The 15,253-nt window shown below is 69.5% G+C and carries 14 protein-coding genes; 3 read left to right on the top strand and 11 right to left on the bottom strand.

Annotated elements, in window-relative coordinates; translation table 11 throughout:
* The 5 genes from ftsZ to murB form a co-directional block, all read right to left on the bottom strand.
* The coding region (ftsZ, locus tag MZTS_RS16560) for a cell division protein FtsZ (RefSeq protein ID WP_192284692.1) at positions 1-1,229 on the bottom strand (1,229 nt) is incomplete at its 3' end.
* Between the two features lie 100 nt (positions 1,230-1,329).
* Positions 1,330-2,652, bottom strand: coding sequence for a cell division protein FtsA (ftsA, locus tag MZTS_RS16555; RefSeq protein WP_192284691.1), 1,323 nt, complete (start codon positions 2,650-2,652; stop codon positions 1,330-1,332).
* Positions 2,653-2,711: 59 nt separating this feature from the next.
* Positions 2,712-3,650: a cell division protein FtsQ/DivIB gene (locus tag MZTS_RS16550; RefSeq protein ID WP_192284690.1), complete on the bottom strand. Its 939-nt coding sequence runs from the start codon at positions 3,648-3,650 to the stop codon at positions 2,712-2,714.
* Positions 3,617-4,540: a D-alanine--D-alanine ligase gene (locus MZTS_RS16545; protein ID WP_192284689.1), complete on the bottom strand. Its 924-nt coding sequence runs from the start codon at positions 4,538-4,540 to the stop codon at positions 3,617-3,619. Before MZTS_RS16545 ends, MZTS_RS16550 begins: the two co-directional genes overlap by 34 nt.
* A 52-nt stretch (positions 4,541-4,592) precedes the next feature.
* Positions 4,593-5,519 (bottom strand): UDP-N-acetylmuramate dehydrogenase, encoded by a 927-nt coding sequence (gene murB, locus MZTS_RS16540; RefSeq protein ID WP_192284688.1) that lies wholly within the window; start codon positions 5,517-5,519, stop codon positions 4,593-4,595.
* A gap of 59 nt (positions 5,520-5,578) precedes the next feature.
* Between murB and MZTS_RS16535 the strand changes: the two genes are divergently transcribed.
* A complete protein-coding gene (locus MZTS_RS16535; RefSeq protein ID WP_192284687.1) occupies positions 5,579-6,019 on the top strand; it encodes a hypothetical protein in 441 nt (146 codons plus the stop codon).
* A gap of 16 nt (positions 6,020-6,035) precedes the next feature.
* On the opposite strand, the gene murC is transcribed toward MZTS_RS16535, so the two are convergent.
* The 3 genes from murC to MZTS_RS16520 are packed head-to-tail and all read right to left on the bottom strand — an operon-like array spanning position 6,036 to position 9,761.
* Positions 6,036-7,442, bottom strand: a complete 1,407-nt coding sequence (gene murC / locus MZTS_RS16530; RefSeq protein ID WP_192284686.1) for a UDP-N-acetylmuramate--L-alanine ligase — start codon at positions 7,440-7,442, stop codon at positions 6,036-6,038.
* 46 nt (positions 7,443-7,488) lie between these two features.
* Positions 7,489-8,598, bottom strand: coding sequence for an undecaprenyldiphospho-muramoylpentapeptide beta-N-acetylglucosaminyltransferase (murG, locus tag MZTS_RS16525; protein ID WP_192284685.1), 1,110 nt, complete (start codon positions 8,596-8,598; stop codon positions 7,489-7,491).
* On the bottom strand, positions 8,595-9,761 hold the full coding sequence (locus MZTS_RS16520) for an FtsW/RodA/SpoVE family cell cycle protein (RefSeq protein ID WP_192284684.1): 1,167 nt from the start codon (positions 9,759-9,761) through the stop codon (positions 8,595-8,597). Before MZTS_RS16520 ends, murG begins: the two co-directional genes overlap by 4 nt.
* A 270-nt stretch (positions 9,762-10,031) precedes the next feature.
* On the opposite strand from MZTS_RS16520, the gene guaB reads away from it, so the two are divergent.
* Positions 10,032-11,525: an IMP dehydrogenase gene (gene guaB, locus MZTS_RS16515; protein WP_192284683.1), complete on the top strand. Its 1,494-nt coding sequence runs from the start codon at positions 10,032-10,034 to the stop codon at positions 11,523-11,525.
* Between the two features lie 304 nt (positions 11,526-11,829).
* Here guaB and MZTS_RS16510 read toward each other — a convergent pair whose 3' ends face one another.
* Positions 11,830-12,690: a hypothetical protein gene (locus MZTS_RS16510; protein ID WP_009864150.1), complete on the bottom strand. Its 861-nt coding sequence runs from the start codon at positions 12,688-12,690 to the stop codon at positions 11,830-11,832.
* Between the two features lie 244 nt (positions 12,691-12,934).
* A complete protein-coding gene (locus tag MZTS_RS16505) occupies positions 12,935-13,846 on the bottom strand; it encodes a hypothetical protein (RefSeq protein ID WP_192284682.1) in 912 nt (303 codons plus the stop codon).
* Between the two features lie 207 nt (positions 13,847-14,053).
* Here MZTS_RS16505 and panE point away from each other — a divergent pair, with 207 nt between their 5' ends.
* Entirely contained in the window at positions 14,054-14,992 is a 939-nt protein-coding gene (panE, locus tag MZTS_RS16500; RefSeq protein ID WP_192284681.1) for a 2-dehydropantoate 2-reductase, read from the top strand.
* A 22-nt stretch (positions 14,993-15,014) separates the two neighbouring features.
* Here panE and MZTS_RS16495 read toward each other — a convergent pair whose 3' ends face one another.
* Positions 15,015-15,191 (bottom strand): hypothetical protein, encoded by a 177-nt coding sequence (locus MZTS_RS16495; protein ID WP_009863325.1) that lies wholly within the window; start codon positions 15,189-15,191, stop codon positions 15,015-15,017.
* Positions 15,192-15,253: the final 62 nt, after the last annotated feature.

The following is a 15,253-nucleotide window of genomic DNA, read 5'->3' as shown; positions in this document are numbered from 1 at the left end:
TCGTGGTGGTGCATCGCCGGGGCGGTCTCGACGCGCAGGGGCTCTGGCGCGGTGGCCTCGGTCAGGATGGAGCGGGGCGCCGGGGCCGGGGCGGGCTGCGGCTCGGGAGCGGCGGCGCGCTGGACGGGCTGATGGGTCGAGGCGGGGCTCAGGGCCGCGGAGGCGCGGGCCCGGGCCTCGGAGCGCAGACGCTCGGCGACCTCGGCGATGCGCTGCTCGGTCTGGGCGATCTCCGGGTTGTTCGGGGAATCGGCCGAGATCAGCGCCGGCTCGATGCCGGTGGCGACCACCGACACGCGGATGATGCCGTCGAGGCTCTCGTCGAAGGTGGCGCCGAGGATGATGTTGGCGTCCTGATCGACCTCCTCGCGGATGCGGGTGGCGGCCTCGTCCAGCTCGTAGAGGGTGAGGTCGGAGCCGCCGGTGATCGAGATCAGCAGGCCGCGGGCGCCCTTCATCGAGACGTCGTCGAGGAGCGGGTTGGCGATGGCGGCTTCCGCCGCGCGGTTGGCGCGGTTCTCGCCCGAGGCCTCGCCGGTGCCCATCATCGCCTTGCCCATGCCGCGCATGATCGCGCGCACGTCGGCGAAGTCGAGGTTGATCAGGCCTTCCTTGACCATCAGGTCGGTGATGCAGGCAACGCCCGAGTAGAGCACCTGATCGGCCATGGCGAAGGCGTCGGCGAAGGTGGTCTTCTCGTTGGCGACCCGGAACAGGTTCTGGTTCGGGATGACGATCAGGGTATCGACCGCCGCCTGAAGCTCCTGGATGCCGGCCTCCGCCGTGCGCATCCGGCGCATGCCCTCGAACTGGAACGGCTTGGTCACGACGCCGACCGTGAGGATGCCCATCTCACGCGCTGCGCGGGCGATGACGGGGGCCGCGCCGGTGCCGGTGCCACCGCCCATGCCGGCGGTGATGAAGGCCATGTGGGCGCCCGAGAGCTGGTCGCGGATCTCGTCGATGACCTCCTCGGCCGCCGCCGAGCCGACTTCCGGGTGCGAGCCGGCGCCGAGCCCCTGGGTCACGCCGATGCCCATCTGGATCACCCGCTCGGCCTTCGAGGAGGTGAGCGCCTGGGCATCGGTGTTGGCCACGACGAACTCGCAGCCGATCAGGCCGGACTCGATCATGTTGTTGACGGCATTGCCGCCGGCACCGCCGACGCCGAAGACGGTGATGCGGGGCTTGAGTTCCCGGATGTCCGGAGCCTGAAGAGAGATGGCCATGTGATCTTGCCCTTCGTGACTTTCGATTGCCTGTTGGACGTCCTTCGGACGCCTGCCCTGTTCTTGTTCCCCGCTCGCCTCGCGGCGGCGGGGCCGTTCCTCAGAAGCTTTCCCGGATCCAGCGACCGACCCGCGAAAAGTATCCGTCCGTTCCCGTGCCGGCGAAGGCGCCCTGCCCCCGCGGCTCGAAATGTTCCGCGTGCGCGACCTGCGGGTAGACCAGCAGGCCGACCGAGGCCGAGAAGGCGGGCCCCTTGGCGGCTTCCGGCAGGCCGCGGATGCCCAGCGGGCGCCCGATCCGGACCTGTCCCTGGAGGATGCGGCGAGCCACCTCGGGCAGGCCGACGAGCTGGCTGGCGCCGCCGGTGAGCACCACCCGGCGCCCGGCCTGGGCGCCGAAGCCGGCGCCACGGAGGCGGTCGCGCACGAGTTCGAGCACTTCCTCGACCCGCGGCTTGACGATGCGGACGAGCTGCGAACGCGGCACGTGGCCCGGCGCCTCGCCCTCGTCCTCGCCGACGCCGTGCACGGCGATCATGTCGCGCTCGTCGGAGGCGGTGGCGATGGCCGAGCCGTAGAGGGTCTTGAGCCGCTCGGCGACGGAGACCCGGGTCGAGAGGCCGCGGGCGATGTCCATGGTGACGTGATGGCCGCCGACCGCCACCGCGTCGCAATGGACGAGATGGCCGCCCATGAAGACGCCGACGCTGGTGGTGCCGCCGCCCATATCGACCACGGCGCAGCCGAGTTCCGCTTCGTCGTCCACCAGGGCCGACAGGCCGGCGGCGTAGGGCGTGGCGATCACCGCGTCGACGCCGAGATGGCAATGCTCGACCGCGAGCATCAGGTTGCGCGCGGCGGCCGCCTCGGCGGTCACCACGTGGAGATCGACGCCCAGGGCGTTGCCGATCATGCCCGAGGGATCGATCACCGCACCCTGCCCGTCGAGGGCGTAGCCGGTCGGCAGGGCGTGCAGCACCGCCCGGCCGGGACTGACACCGTGGGCGCTCGCGGTTTCCAGCACGCGCTCCACGTCGGCGCCGGTCACGGTGCCCGAGCGCACGTTCACCCGCGCCTCGAAATGCTGCGAGGCGATGCGACCGCCGGAGATGTTGACGATGACCGATTGGACTTCGGCCTTGGCCATCCGCTCGGCGGCGTGAACCGCCTGACGGATCGCGCCCTCGGCGGCTTCCAGATCGACGATGGCGCCGCCCTTGAGGCCGAGGGAGCGCTGATGGCCGATGCCGATGATCCGGGCGAGATGGGTGCGCCCGCGCAGGGTCGAGAGCTGTTCCGCCGGCTGCAACTCGGCGATCAGACAAACCACCTTGCTGGTGCCGATATCGAGCACCGAGAGCGTCGCGCTCCGGCGGGCGGAGAGCGGCTTCAGGCGCGGCGTGAGGCCGTGATGGGTCTGCATCGGACGCTACCGGAATACGCGGCGAGAGGGGGCGGAGACGAGGTCGGCTCGGGAGGCGCTCATGTCGCCGTCCCCTTCTTCGGCTTCTTGCGACTCTCGGCCCTCGCGGCCGCGGCCTCCTCGGTCAGGCGCACCACGACGCGGTCGGCCATGCGCAGGTCGACGGCGATGATGTCCTTTTCCAGAAGCTTGTTCTCGCGCTCCAGCCGGACCAGCCGGGCCAGCGCCGCGGCGGGATCGGTCTCGGGAAGGCGGATATCGACGCCGTCGAGCTTGAGCGTCCAGCGCCGGCCCGAGACATAGGTGCCCGCGCGGATGCGCGAGCCCAGGGGGCCGGCAGCCTCGACGAGGCGGAGATATTCCTCCAGCCGCTCGTTGGCGCCGGCGCCGACCACGAGGGGAAGGTTGAGGTAGCGTTCGTCGCGCAGGTCGTCGATCACCTTGCCGTCGGCGGCGATCACCTGAATCTCGCCGTTCTGCTGCCAGAGCGCGGCGGGTTCCCGCTCGACTTGGTTGATGACGATCTCGTTGGGGTAGAGCTTGCGCACCGAGACGCTGGCGATCAGCTTCTCCGTGAGCAGCCGCTCGCGGGTCTGATCGACATCGAGGAACGGCACGGAGGAGCGCCAGTCGATGCCGGCGGTCTGCAGCACCTCGCGCTCGTACATCCGCGAGATGCCGGTGATGGTGACCCGCTCGACGCCGAAGCCGGCCAGCCGGGCGAGGATGTCCAGCGGGCGGCCGTTCTCGGCGACGAAGCTGTCGTAGCGCCCGCTCGCGACGAAGCCGGCCATCGCGATGCCGCCGGCGAGGCCGGCGATCAGCGCCGTGCCCGCGAGCCGCGGCACGCGCGCCTCGATCGGCACCGCCGGCCGGAGGCGGCGCGCCGACGAGAACCGCCTGAGGATCCTCGGGAGCCGCAAGCCCGCGAGGAATCCGCCGCTGCCGGGGGTACCGGCGGCGTTCAGCGGTTGAGAGAAGCGTCCTCCACCATCCATCGGACGAGTTCACCGAAACTCAGGCCTGCGTGGGCCGCGATCTCCGGCACAAGGCTCGTCTGGGTCATCCCTGGCTGCGTGTTGACCTCCAGGACGACGAGGGCGCCGGTTCCACCCGGCGTGTCGTCGTAACGAAGGTCGGCACGGCTGACGCCACGGCATCCCAGTGCTTGATGCGCCGTTAACGCCAACTCTTGGACACGCTGGTAAACATTTAGTTTAAGATCCGCCGGAAGGACGTGGATCGACCCCCCTCCGGCGTACTTGGCGTCGAAGTCGTACCACTCCCCCGAGACGGGCTTGATCTCGGTCACTCCGAGGGCCCGGTCCCCCAGCACCGCGCAGGTCAGCTCGCGGCCGGCAACGTAAGTCTCTACAAGGACTTCCTCGCCATAGACCCATGCGTCGGAAGCCAGGATCTGAGGCGGATGCGAGCGCTCCTCGCGCACGATGATGACCCCCATGGAGGAGCCCTCGGCGATGGGCTTCACGACGTAGGGAGGGGTTAACGGGTGTGACTTCGCCGCATCATGACGGTTAACGACCCGGCCCTCCGGAACGCTCACGCCGGCCGCTTTCATGACCGTTTTGGCACGCTCCTTGTGCATCGCGAGCGCGGAGGCCAGCACGCCGGAATGGCTGTAGGGGATCTTCAGGATCTCCAGGAGGCCCTGGATCGTGCCGTCCTCGCCCGCCGGCCCGTGCAGGGCATTGAGGGCCGCGTCCGGCCTGAGGTCGGTCAGAACGCTCGCGATGTCGGGGCCGACATCGACCCGCGTGACGCGATACCCCTCCCCTTCCAGCGCGTCGGCGCAGGCATTGCCGGACCGCAGGGAGATCTCCCGCTCGGAGGACCAGCCGCCCATCAGGACGGCGACGTGCTTGGACATGATGGGGCTCCGTTCGGACGATCGCGATTCTCGGGCAGGTGTCGGGGCGAGGTCAGCGTTCAGCGGCGACGCCGATCCGCTTGATCTCCCAGTGCAGCTCGACGCCCGCATGCTCCCGCACCCGGCGACGCACTTCCTCGCCCAGGCCCTCGATGTCGGAGGCGGTGGCACCGCCGCGGTTGATCAGGAAGTTGCAATGCATCTCCGAGACCTGGGCGCCGCCCAGGGTCAGCCCCCGGCAGCCGGCGGCGTCGATCAGCTGCCACGCCTTCCCGCCTTCCGGGTTCTTGAAGGTCGAGCCGCCGGTGCGCTCGCGGATCGGCTGGGCCGCCTCGCGGGCGGCGGTGACCCGCTCCATCTCCGCCTCGATCTCGTCGCGGTGTCCGGGTCGGCCCCGGAACAGGGCGGAGGTGAAGATCACGTCGTCGGGGGCCGAGGAGTGGCGGTAGCGGAAGCCCATCTCGGTATGGGTGAAGGTGCGCACGGTGCCCGTCCGATCGATGCCGCGGGCTTGTATCAGCACGTCGGTGGTCTCGCCGCCATGGGCTCCGGCATTCATGCGCAGAGCTCCTCCGACCGAGCCCGGAATGCCGCGGAAGAAGGCGAGCCCGTCGAGGGAGGCTTCGGCCGCCGCCTTGGCGAGGCGCATGTCCGGCACCGCCGTGCCGGCGCGGATGGTCTCGCCGTCGATCTCGACCGAGCCGAAGGCCTTGCCGCCGAGCCGGATCGTCACGCCGGGGATGCCGCCGTCGCGCACGATCAGGTTCGAGCCGAGGCCGATCACGGTGACCGGAACGGACGGGTCGAGGGCCGCGAGGAAGGCGGCCAGATCCTCCTCGTCGGCCGGGCTGAACAGAAGCTCCGCCGGGCCGCCGACGCGAAACCATGTCAGGTCGGCGAGCGACTGGTTTTCGAGCAGCCGGCCACGGAGCTGAGGCACAGCGGCGCGGATGTCGTCGATGAGGGAGTGCGCGGTCATGCTAACCTGTCGCTCGTGTCGATCGCTTCTCGCGAGAGATCGCGGTGGGACGGAGGCTGGTGATCGCGCGTGCGGCCGCCCGTGCCTTGAGCCGGATGCCGCGCAACGCTGAGAAATCGATCCGGAGCAACTTCCGGCAACTCGCAGACGATCCGTCCGAACGCACCATCACCATCGAGGCACCGAGAGCCTGTTCGGCCGATGCTGTCTGGCATGTCTCCCCTCCTCGCGCTGAGGCGCCGAGCGTCGGCTTGGCCTCGACGCACTCCGGACCGACGATCCCGCAGAACTGGTCTTCTCGGGAAAGCGCCGCGAGGTGCTTCGAGGCTGCTGGCGCAGCATCTCAGCATGAGGGGGGCCGGATGCGTCAGCATGTGCTGGTCAAGCAGGCTCTTGAACGAGACGATCACCGTCGTCGGCGGGCCGGCGACTACCAGCGTATCGCACGGCCCCTCGCCATCGACGCCGAGGATTCGGTGCCTGAACCGGCCGGCCGGTGATGCTCGCGCATCAGGCTCACCCCTTCAGCGCCGCCAGTTCCCCCGGCAGGGCATAGGCCCATTGGGTGATCGTGCCGGCGCCGAGGCACACCACGTAGTCGCCCGGCTGGGCGCGGGTGGCGACGATGCCGGCGAGATCCTCCGGGCGATCCAGCGCCACCGCGTCGCGATGGCCGCGCGCCTTCAGGCCGGCGATGAGCGAATCGCGGTCGATCCCCTCGATCGGCGCCTCGCCCGCCGCGTAGACCGGGGCGACGATGACCGTGTCGGCATCGTTGAAGCAGGTGCAGAAATCCTCGAACAGGGATTGCAGGCGCGAGTAGCGGTGCGGCTGCACCACGGCGATGACGTTGCCGTCGGTGGAGGAGCGGGCGGCGCGCAGCACCGCCTGGATCTCGACCGGATGGTGGCCGTAATCGTCGAAGATCGCCGCGCCGTTCCACTCGCCGGTGCGGGTGAAGCGGCGCTTGACGCCGCCGAAGCCGGCCAGCGCCTTGCGGATCGTCTCCGCCGGGACGCCGAGCTCGTGGGCCACCGCCAGCGCCGCCGTGGCGTTGAGGGCGTTGTGGCGGCCCGGCATCGGCAGGACCAGATCCTCGATCTCCATGCGGAAGCCGGGGCGGCGGTCGCGGATCATCACCCGGAACCGGCTCTGGCCGCCCTTCAGGTCGATGTCGATCAGGCGCACATCGGCCTGCGGGTTCTCGCCGTAGGTGATGATGCGCCGGTCCTCAATATGGCCGACCAGATCCTGAACGATCGGATGGTCGATGCACATCACCGCGAAGCCGTAGAACGGGATGTTGTCGATGAAGCGCCGGAAGGCGTCCTTGATCGCCTCGAACGAGCCGAAATGGTCGAGATGCTCAGGGTCGATATTGGTGACGATGGCGACATCGGCCGGCAGCTTGAGGAAGGTGCCGTCGGATTCGTCGGCCTCCACCACCATCCAGTCGCCTGCGCCCATGCGGGCATTGGTGTCGTAGGCGTTGATGATGCCGCCGTTGATGACGGTCGGATCGAAGTCGCCGGCATCGAGCAGGGTGGCGACCAGCGAGGTCGTGGTGGTCTTGCCATGGGTGCCGGCCACCGCGACGCACGACTTGAAGCGCATCAGCTCCGCCAGCATCTCGGCACGGCGCACCACCGGCAGGCGGCGCTCGCGGGCGGCGATCAGCTCCGGATTGTCGCGGCGGATCGCGGTCGAGACCACCACCAGGGCCGCGTTCTCGACGTTTTCCGGCTTGTGGCCGACGAAGGTGCGGATGCCGTTCTTGGCGAGCCGGCGAACGTTGGCGTTGTCGTTCGCGTCCGAGCCCTGCACGGTGTAGCCGAGTTCGGCCATCACCTCGGCGATGCCGGACATGCCGATGCCGCCGATACCGATGAAGTGGATGGGGCCGAGCTTTTCGGGCAGCTTCATGTGACGAACCTTTGAGGCCCCCGGGCGCGCGGGGCCCGAGACGGGATCAGGCGGCTGCCGCCGTGTCCACGACGAGTGCGGCGAGGCGGTCGGCGGCGTCCAGGATGCGGGCGGTTTTGGCGGCAGCGGCCGCCTGGGTCAATTTCCGCGGTGCCTCGAACAGGTCCACCAACTCGGCGGCGAGCCGGTCGGGGGTGAAGGCGCCCTGCGGAATCGAGAGCGCGGCGCCGATCTGGGCCAGGGTCGCGGCATTGGCCGCCTGGTCCTGATCGAGGGCGCCGGGCAGCGGCACCAGGATCGCCGGGCGGCCGATGGCGGCGAGTTCCGACACGGTCGAGGCGCCCGAACGGGCCACGACGAGATGGGCGGCGGCCATCCGGCCGGGCAGGTCCTTGAAGAAGGGCGCCGCCTCGATGCCGCCGAGCCCCATGGCGAGATACCGGTTCTGCACCGCCGTCAGATCCTCGGGCCGCGCCTGCTGGACGAGGTGAAGCCGGGCGCGCAGATCGTCGGGCAGCTTCTCCAGGGCTGCCGGCACGACCTCGCTCATGACGCGGGCGCCCTGGCTGCCGCCGAAGACGAGGAGGCGCAGCGGCGACGTCTCGTCGAGGGCCGGATAGGGCGTGTCCGCCACCGCCAGCACCGCCGGCCGGATCGGATTGCCGGTATGGACCCGCCGCGCCGTCGCTGTCTCGGGGACGCCGCGCACCTCCTTGAAGCCGGTGGCGATGACCCGGGCGCCCTTGGCGAGGAAGCCGTTGGCCCGGCCCATCACCGCGTTCTGCTCGTGCAGGATGGTCGGCACCCGCAGGATCTGCGCGGCAAGCATCGGCGGCACGGTCGGGTAGCCGCCGAAGCCGACCACCGCCGCCGGGTTGAGCCGCCGCACGGCCCGGGCCGCCTGCCCGAAGCCGCGCCCGAGGGTCAGCACGGCGCCGGCCCGGCGCAGCATCGAGCGTCCCGATGGGGTGGCGGCGGCGATGGTGACGATCTCTTCCGCCGGGAAGTCGCCCGCGATCGCGTCGACCCGCGCATCGGTGGCGAGCGCCACGCGGATGCCGCGCGCCTTCAGGGCGTAGGCGAGGCTCTGCGCCGGGAACAGGTGGCCGCCGGTGCCGCCGGCACAGACGAGCATGAGGGGAGTGAAGACGGTCACTGCATCAATCCCGGAACGGCCGAGGGCGTGGTGCCCGGCGGGCGCTGGCTGATCGCCGTGGTGCGCGGGCGCTTGCGGGTGAGCGCCACGAGGAAGCCCATGCCCAAGGCCAGCGAGATCAGCGAGGAGCCACCATAGGAGACGAACGGCAGGGTCATGCCCTTGGCCGGCATCAGCTGCGTGTTCACCGCCATGTTGATGCAGGCCTGGAGGCCGAAGAGCGTGGTCAGTCCGGTGATGGCGAGCCTCGTGAAGGTGTCGTCGGTGCGCCGGGCGAGCTTCAGCCCACGGATGACGATGTAGGCGAACAGGGCGACGAGGCCCAGGCAGACCAGCACTCCGAATTCCTCGCCGGTGACGGAGAAGATGAAGTCGGTATGCGCGTCGGGCAGGTGGCGCTTGGCCACGCCCTCCCCCGGCCCGGTGCCGAACCAGCCGCCGGAATTGAACGATTCGCGCGACCAGAATTCCTGGAAGCTGTCGCCCGAATCGCGGTCCATGAAGCGGTTGATGCGCTCGCGGACGTGGTGGAGGAAGGTATAGGCCGCGAACACGCCCGTCAGGCCGAGGACGCCGAGGCCGGCCACCCAGAACCAGTGCAGGCCGGCGACGAAGAACAGGGCGCACCACACCATCGTGATCAGCATGGTCTGCCCGAAATCGGGCTGGAGGATCAGCGGCACGATGGTCATCGGCAGGAGCAGGATCGCCAGGAAGCCGCCGGGCATGTCCCGGCGCTGGGCGCCCTCCGAGAAGGCCCAGGCGGCCACCACCACGAAGGCGGGCTTCACGAATTCCGAGGGCTGGAGGCCGAAGGATCCGAACTGGATCCAGCGGTGGGCGCCCTTGATCTCCGGCCCGAACTTGCCGGCCAGGATGCAGAGCAGCACGCCGCTCGCCCAGGTGATGAGCGCGAATCGCCGGATGTGCCGGACCGAGAGGAACGACACCGCGATGATGAGCAGGATGGTCGGGGCGAGATACATCGCCTGCCGGTTCAGGAAGTAGAAGGTCGGCAGGCCGATGCGCTCGGCCACCGGCGGGCCTCCGCCCATCAGGAAGACCAGACCGGCCACCATCAGGCAGCCGAGGCCGGCGAGCAGGCCGCGATCGACCGTCCACCACCAATCGGCCAGGGGGCTGCGTTCGGCGCGCGACATCATGGCGAGGGGCTCGTCTCCAGCCGGCCGTCCCGCGACAGGACACGGGCGAACCGCTTTCATCGTGGAACGTAAGGGTTAACGGTGTGTTGCGGTGACCGATGAGATTCGACGGTTGTGAAATGCCGATCAGCCATGCACCGCAAAGAGCCCTGACAGGGGATTGACGGCTTTGCGTGCGCGCAGCGCCCATGATACTGGCCCCTGCCAACCCGATCCCGCTGGCTGGACCTTCCCGGCCCGGCGCAACACCCGTCTCCGGAGTTGGTTTCCATGGCCCGTATCAGCGCTGACTCGATCATCGAGGGCCTGACCTTCGACGATGTGCTGCTGCGCCCCGCCGCGTCCTCGGTCATGCCCACCGAGGTCGATGTCGCGACCCGCCTCACCCGCACGATCCGGCTCAACCTGCCGATCATCGCCTCCGCCATGGACACCGTGACCGAGGCGCCGATGGCGATCGCCATGGCGCAGAACGGCGGCCTCGGCGTGATCCACCGCAACCTGGAGCCGGCCGAGCAGGCCGAGCAGGTCCGCCTCGTCAAGAAGTACGAGTCGGGCATGGTGCTCAATCCGATCACCATCCATCCCGACGAGACCCTGGCCGACGCCTTCGAGGTGATGAAGAGCAACCGGATCTCCGGCATCCCGGTGGTCGAGCGCGGTCCCAACGGTTCGCGCGGCAAGCTCGTCGGCATCCTGACCAACCGCGACGTCCGCTTCGCCACCAATACCGGCCAGCCGGTCGCCGAGCTGATGACCCGCGACCGGCTCATCACCGTGCGCGAGGGCGTGACGCAGGACGAGGCCAAGCGGCTGCTGCACCAATTCCGCATCGAGAAGCTGCTGGTGGTCGACGACCATTACCGCTGCATCGGCCTCATCACGGTCAAGGATATCGAGAAGCAGGTCGCCTATCCCCACGCCGTCAAGGACGAGCAGGGCCGGCTGCGGGTCGCCGCCGCGACCACCACGGGCGATTCCGGCTTCGAGCGGGCCGAGCGCCTGATCGATGCCGGCTGCGACGTGATCGTGGTCGACACCGCCCACGGCCATTCCCGCAAGGTGCTCGACAGCGTCGCCCGGGTGAAGCAGCTCTCCAACGCCGTGCAGGTCATCGCCGGCAACATCGCCACCGCCGAGGGCGCGCGGGCGCTGATCGACGCGGGCGCGGACGCGATCAAGGTCGGCATCGGCCCGGGCTCGATCTGCACCACCCGGATCGTCGCGGGCGTCGGCGTGCCCCAGCTCACGGCGCTGATGGAGGCGGTCGAGGCGGCGCATGAGGCCGACGTGCCGGTGATCGCCGATGGCGGCATCAAGTTCTCGGGCGACCTCGCCAAGGCGATCGCGGCGGGCGCCTCGGTGGCGATGCTGGGCTCCCTGCTCGCCGGCACCGACGAGGCGCCGGGCGAGGTGTTCCTGTACCAGGGTCGCTCCTACAAGAGCTATCGCGGCATGGGCTCGGTGGGCGCCATGGCCCGCGGCTCCGCCGACCGCTATTTCCAGGCGGAAGTGAGCGACACCCACAAGCTCGTGCCGGAGGGCATCGAGGGTCAGGTTCCCTACAAGGGCCCCGTCGCCGCCGTGCTGCACCAGCTCGCCGGCGGCCTGCGCGCCGCCATGGGCTATGTCGGGGCGCCGACCATTCCGGAGTTCCAGGAGCGGGCGCAGTTCGTGCGCATCACCAATGCGGGCCTGCGCGAGAGCCACGTCCACGACGTGACGATCACCCGCGAGAGCCCGAACTACCCGAGCCGGGCCTGATCCGGTCCATCCGCGGGGTCCCGTTCCGGGGCCCCGCGCGTAGGATCGGGGCGACGCGGGTGTCAGAGCCAGATCAGGCTGACCAGCAGGATCAGGCCTTCGAAGGCGATGAGCACGCCGAGGATGGAGAGAACCCAACGGTCTCCCGAGTCCGGCGGGTCCGTCGACGGTGAGCGGAGCATCGTTGCCTCCCCTGGGAAGACATCCTTAGGACTATAAAATATTCGGGGCGTTGCGTTATTTTAAGTGCAACGTGCATTGTTCCGCCCCGGCGGAAAAGGTCTTTACAGTCTTTGGCACCGCGTCAGGGTTTCGTGACGGGCGTCACCACCTCAGGCCGACTTTGGCTGTCGATGGCGGCGGCGAGGTCATCCGGGCTCATGGCGATGAAGCGGCGCATCGCCTCCTGAAAGGCCTGCTCCTTGTCGGCGGTGGGACAGGAGAAGCCGCGGGACTTCGTGATCTCGTGGCGGATCGCGGCCTCGTAGGGGATCATCTCCGGCCGGAGCGTGGCCATCCTGGCCCTCACCGCGGCCCGGTCGCTCTCCGGTGCCGCGACGTCGCAATCCTGCAGGACCCGCTCCACGGCAAGGCCGACCGTGTACGAGGCCATCCGCGCCGGCGACGGCAGGGCCGGCTCGACCGCGACAGCGGGTGGTTTTGCGGAGGCGGCCTCACATCGCTCCAGGGCAATGTAGGCCGCCGCGATGTCTGGGATCGCGAAGCGTGACTCGCCGTCCGTGAAGCGGAGGCTCAGGGTCTTAGCCGCCAGCAGGTCCGGCAGGCTCGATGCCGCCAGGACCGCGCGCAGCACTTGGCCGTCGCCGGTCCAGATCGGGTTCGTGCCGAGCGGTGTCCCGTCCAGGATGAGCGGCACGGACAGGCGCTCGTCACCGGCAAAGTCCCAATCCCGGTCGGCCAGCAGCAGCGAGACACCTGGCCCGTCATGCGAGACGATCACCGCATGGACGGTCGCGCCCTGCGCGTCCTGTGTCGTTCGGGTCATCCGGCAGGACGGTGCGGGCTTGTCCACCCGCCGCTCGACCGCCCAGCCGCGGACGGTCTCGAACGGCTCGCGGGCCGGGGCCGCCACAGCCGAGGCTTCGCTGAAGGAAGCGACGAGCGTCCACGCCAGCGTCGTCGCGAAGACCGATGGCAGGCGCACGCGACAGCTCCGCGACGATGACGACCGGCCCGCAACTCGCGGAATGCGAGAGGTTCGACCGACCGGCAAAGCTTAGCCCGCAAGCGCCAGCGCAACCAGCGTGAAGGCGCTATGCCGCACAGCGTTTTATGGTGAAGCGGATGAGCGCATCCGAGGGATGGCGCCCTTCCGCTTGCCGCGGACATCGGTCGACGGCCGAGCAGAGGGTTGAGCCTCTTCTCACCGGCCCGGATCGAGCGCCGCCTCAGAGCTTGGAATCGGGCGCGGCCGGGGCGGTCGGGGGGCTGGCCGGCGCCTTCTCAAGGTCCGCCACCAACTCGTCCGGGCCGAGGTCGATCATCTTGCGCATCGCCGCCTGAAACTCCGCCTGCTTGTCGGGGCCGGGGCAATGCGTGCCGTTCTTCTGGATCTCGCTCTTCAGCTGCGCTTCGATCGGAGCCATTTCCGGCTGCAGGGCGGCCATGCGGGCATCGACCCCCGCTCGATCCTTGCCCGTCGAGGGGATGTCGCATTCGCGCAGCACGCGCTGCACGGACAATCCGATGACATAGGCCGCGATGCGTCGCTGGGACGGCATGCCGGCCGGCGCCGGTGTGGCCGTGGGCTGCGCCGGGGCTGGTTGCGTCGTCGCCTGCGGTGCCGCGGCGGGCTTCACCGGCGTGGCATCGCAGCGCCGCAGGGCCTCGTAACCCGCCGCGAAGTTGGGGATCCTGAAATCCGCGTCGCTGTCCTCGAAGCGCAGAATCACGGTCTTGGCCGCCAGTAGGTCGGGCACCACGCTGTCGGGCAGCTGGGTGCGGAGCGTCTTCCCGTCGCCGATCCACGTGGTCTTCACCTTGATCGGCTTCTTGTCGAGAAAGAGCGGGACTTTGACCTGCTCCTCCTTCTCGAAGTCCCAGCCTTGGTAGACCAGAACCAGCACCGCCGACGAGCCCTGCAGCGCGAACACCACGGCATTGGCGGCGTTGTTGTCCTCCTTGTCTTCGTAGGCGTAGGTCATCAGGCAAGGATTGGCGCTGGTATCGCCGATCGTTCGCTCGACTTCCCACTCCTTCACGACTTCAAACGGCTGGCGTTCCGCAGCAAAGGTCGTCTGCGAGACCAATCCCGGAAGAAATCCGGCGGTTAGAGCGGCGAGAGCAGGAAGGGTGCGCATCACGGTGTCCGCGAAAGCCAGCAATCGCCGGTGCGGGGTGCAGGCGCGGTCTGGTCGAGCCAAGCTTAGCCGTTGTCCGGATCAGACTCCAGGGCGGCCGGGGCGGACTTGTTCCGTTATGAGTGCTGATTCCGCGCGGCACACCGCGACGGGGTGCGGGGCGCGAGGCTTCGCGGTATGGAGGTCGGAACAACGAAGGGGAGGACGATGCGTATTCTCGTGGTCGGGGCCGGCGCGACCGGCGGCTATTTCGGAGCGCGGCTGGCCGAGGCCGGGCGGGACGTGACCTTTCTGGTGCGTCCGGCAAGGGCCGAGGCGCTGGCGGCCAGGGGGTTGCGGGTGCTCAGCCCGGTCGGTGACCTGACGATCGACGCTCCCCAGACCGTGACCGCCGACCGGCTCGCGGCAGCCGGGCCGTTCGATCTCGTGCTGTTGTCGGCCAAGGCCTACGACCTCGACGGGGCGCTGGCCGATGTCGCCCCGGCGGTCGGCCCCGGCACGGCGGTCCTGCCGATCCTCAACGGCATGCGCCATCTCGACCGGCTCGATGCCGCCTTCGGGGCCGACAAGGTGCTCGGGGGCACTTGCTCCATCGTCGCGACGCTGACCACGGCCGGCGAGATCCGCCAGATGACCGAGCTTCACACCCTGACCTACGGGGAGCGCGACGGCTCTCGGTCCGAGCGGGTGGCCGCCATCGAGGCCCAGATGGACGGCGTGCGCTTCCAGGCCCGCGCCAGCGACAAGGTTCTTCTGGAGATGTGGGAGAAGTGGGTCTTCCTCGCGACGCTTGCGGGGGCGACCACGCTGATGCGCGGAGCCATCGGCGACATCGCCGCCGCCCCCGGCGGCAAGGCCTTCATCGAGGGGCTGCTCGACGAGTGCCAGGCGGTGGCGGTCGCCAACGGATACGGTTCGCGCGAGAAGGTTTTGGCCGGCGCCCGCAAGATCCTGACGACGGAAGGGTCGGCGATGACCGCCTCGATGCTGCGCGACATCGAGGGCAGCGCCCGCATCGAGGCCGACCACATCGTCGGCGACCTGATCGAGCGCGGGCGCGCCGAGGGCGTGGAGACGCCGCTGCTCGCGCGCGTCCTCACGCATCTCAAGACCTACGAGAACCGGCGGGCGCGCGAGGCGGCCTGAACCGCCCCGCTCCCGCCGCCTGTCAGTACCGGCCGGGCGGCGGCGGGGGCGGGTTGCCGTATTCGAGTTGCGTCTTGGCATCGGGCCGGCGGGCCGGCGGCGGCACCGGATCGAGGGCCGGGGCGGCCGGCGCGGTGGAGCAGGCGGCAAGCATCAGCGCCAGCAGGCCGGCGCTGACGACGGGCTTCAGAAGCGGCATCCGGGGTCCTTTCCTCACATGTCCTTGACGGACGGGGCCATCGTGCCGTTCTGAGCGCTCAA

Source organism: Methylorubrum zatmanii (assembly GCF_014845115.1).
Taxonomy (GTDB): domain Bacteria; phylum Pseudomonadota; class Alphaproteobacteria; order Rhizobiales; family Beijerinckiaceae; genus Methylobacterium; species Methylobacterium zatmanii.
This window is presented reverse-complemented; position numbering and strand designations above follow the sequence as displayed.

Coding starts and splice junctions, on each gene's coding strand:
- ftsA (WP_192284691.1), bottom strand. CDS start 2,652: ATGCAGACCCATCACGGCCTCACGCCGCGCCTGAAGCCGCTCTCCGCC.
- MZTS_RS16550 (WP_192284690.1), bottom strand. CDS start 3,650: ATGGATGGTGGAGGACGCTTCTCTCAACCGCTGAACGCCGCCGGTACC.
- MZTS_RS16545 (WP_192284689.1), bottom strand. CDS start 4,540: ATGTCCAAGCACGTCGCCGTCCTGATGGGCGGCTGGTCCTCCGAGCGG.
- murB (WP_192284688.1), bottom strand. CDS start 5,519: ATGACCGCGCACTCCCTCATCGACGACATCCGCGCCGCTGTGCCTCAG.
- murC (WP_192284686.1), bottom strand. CDS start 7,442: ATGAAGCTGCCCGAAAAGCTCGGCCCCATCCACTTCATCGGTATCGGC.
- MZTS_RS16520 (WP_192284684.1), bottom strand. CDS start 9,761: ATGATGTCGCGCGCCGAACGCAGCCCCCTGGCCGATTGGTGGTGGACG.
- guaB (WP_192284683.1), top strand. CDS start 10,032: ATGGCCCGTATCAGCGCTGACTCGATCATCGAGGGCCTGACCTTCGAC.
- MZTS_RS16505 (WP_192284682.1), bottom strand. CDS start 13,846: ATGCGCACCCTTCCTGCTCTCGCCGCTCTAACCGCCGGATTTCTTCCG.
- panE (WP_192284681.1), top strand. CDS start 14,054: ATGCGTATTCTCGTGGTCGGGGCCGGCGCGACCGGCGGCTATTTCGGA.
- MZTS_RS16495 (WP_009863325.1), bottom strand. CDS start 15,191: ATGCCGCTTCTGAAGCCCGTCGTCAGCGCCGGCCTGCTGGCGCTGATG.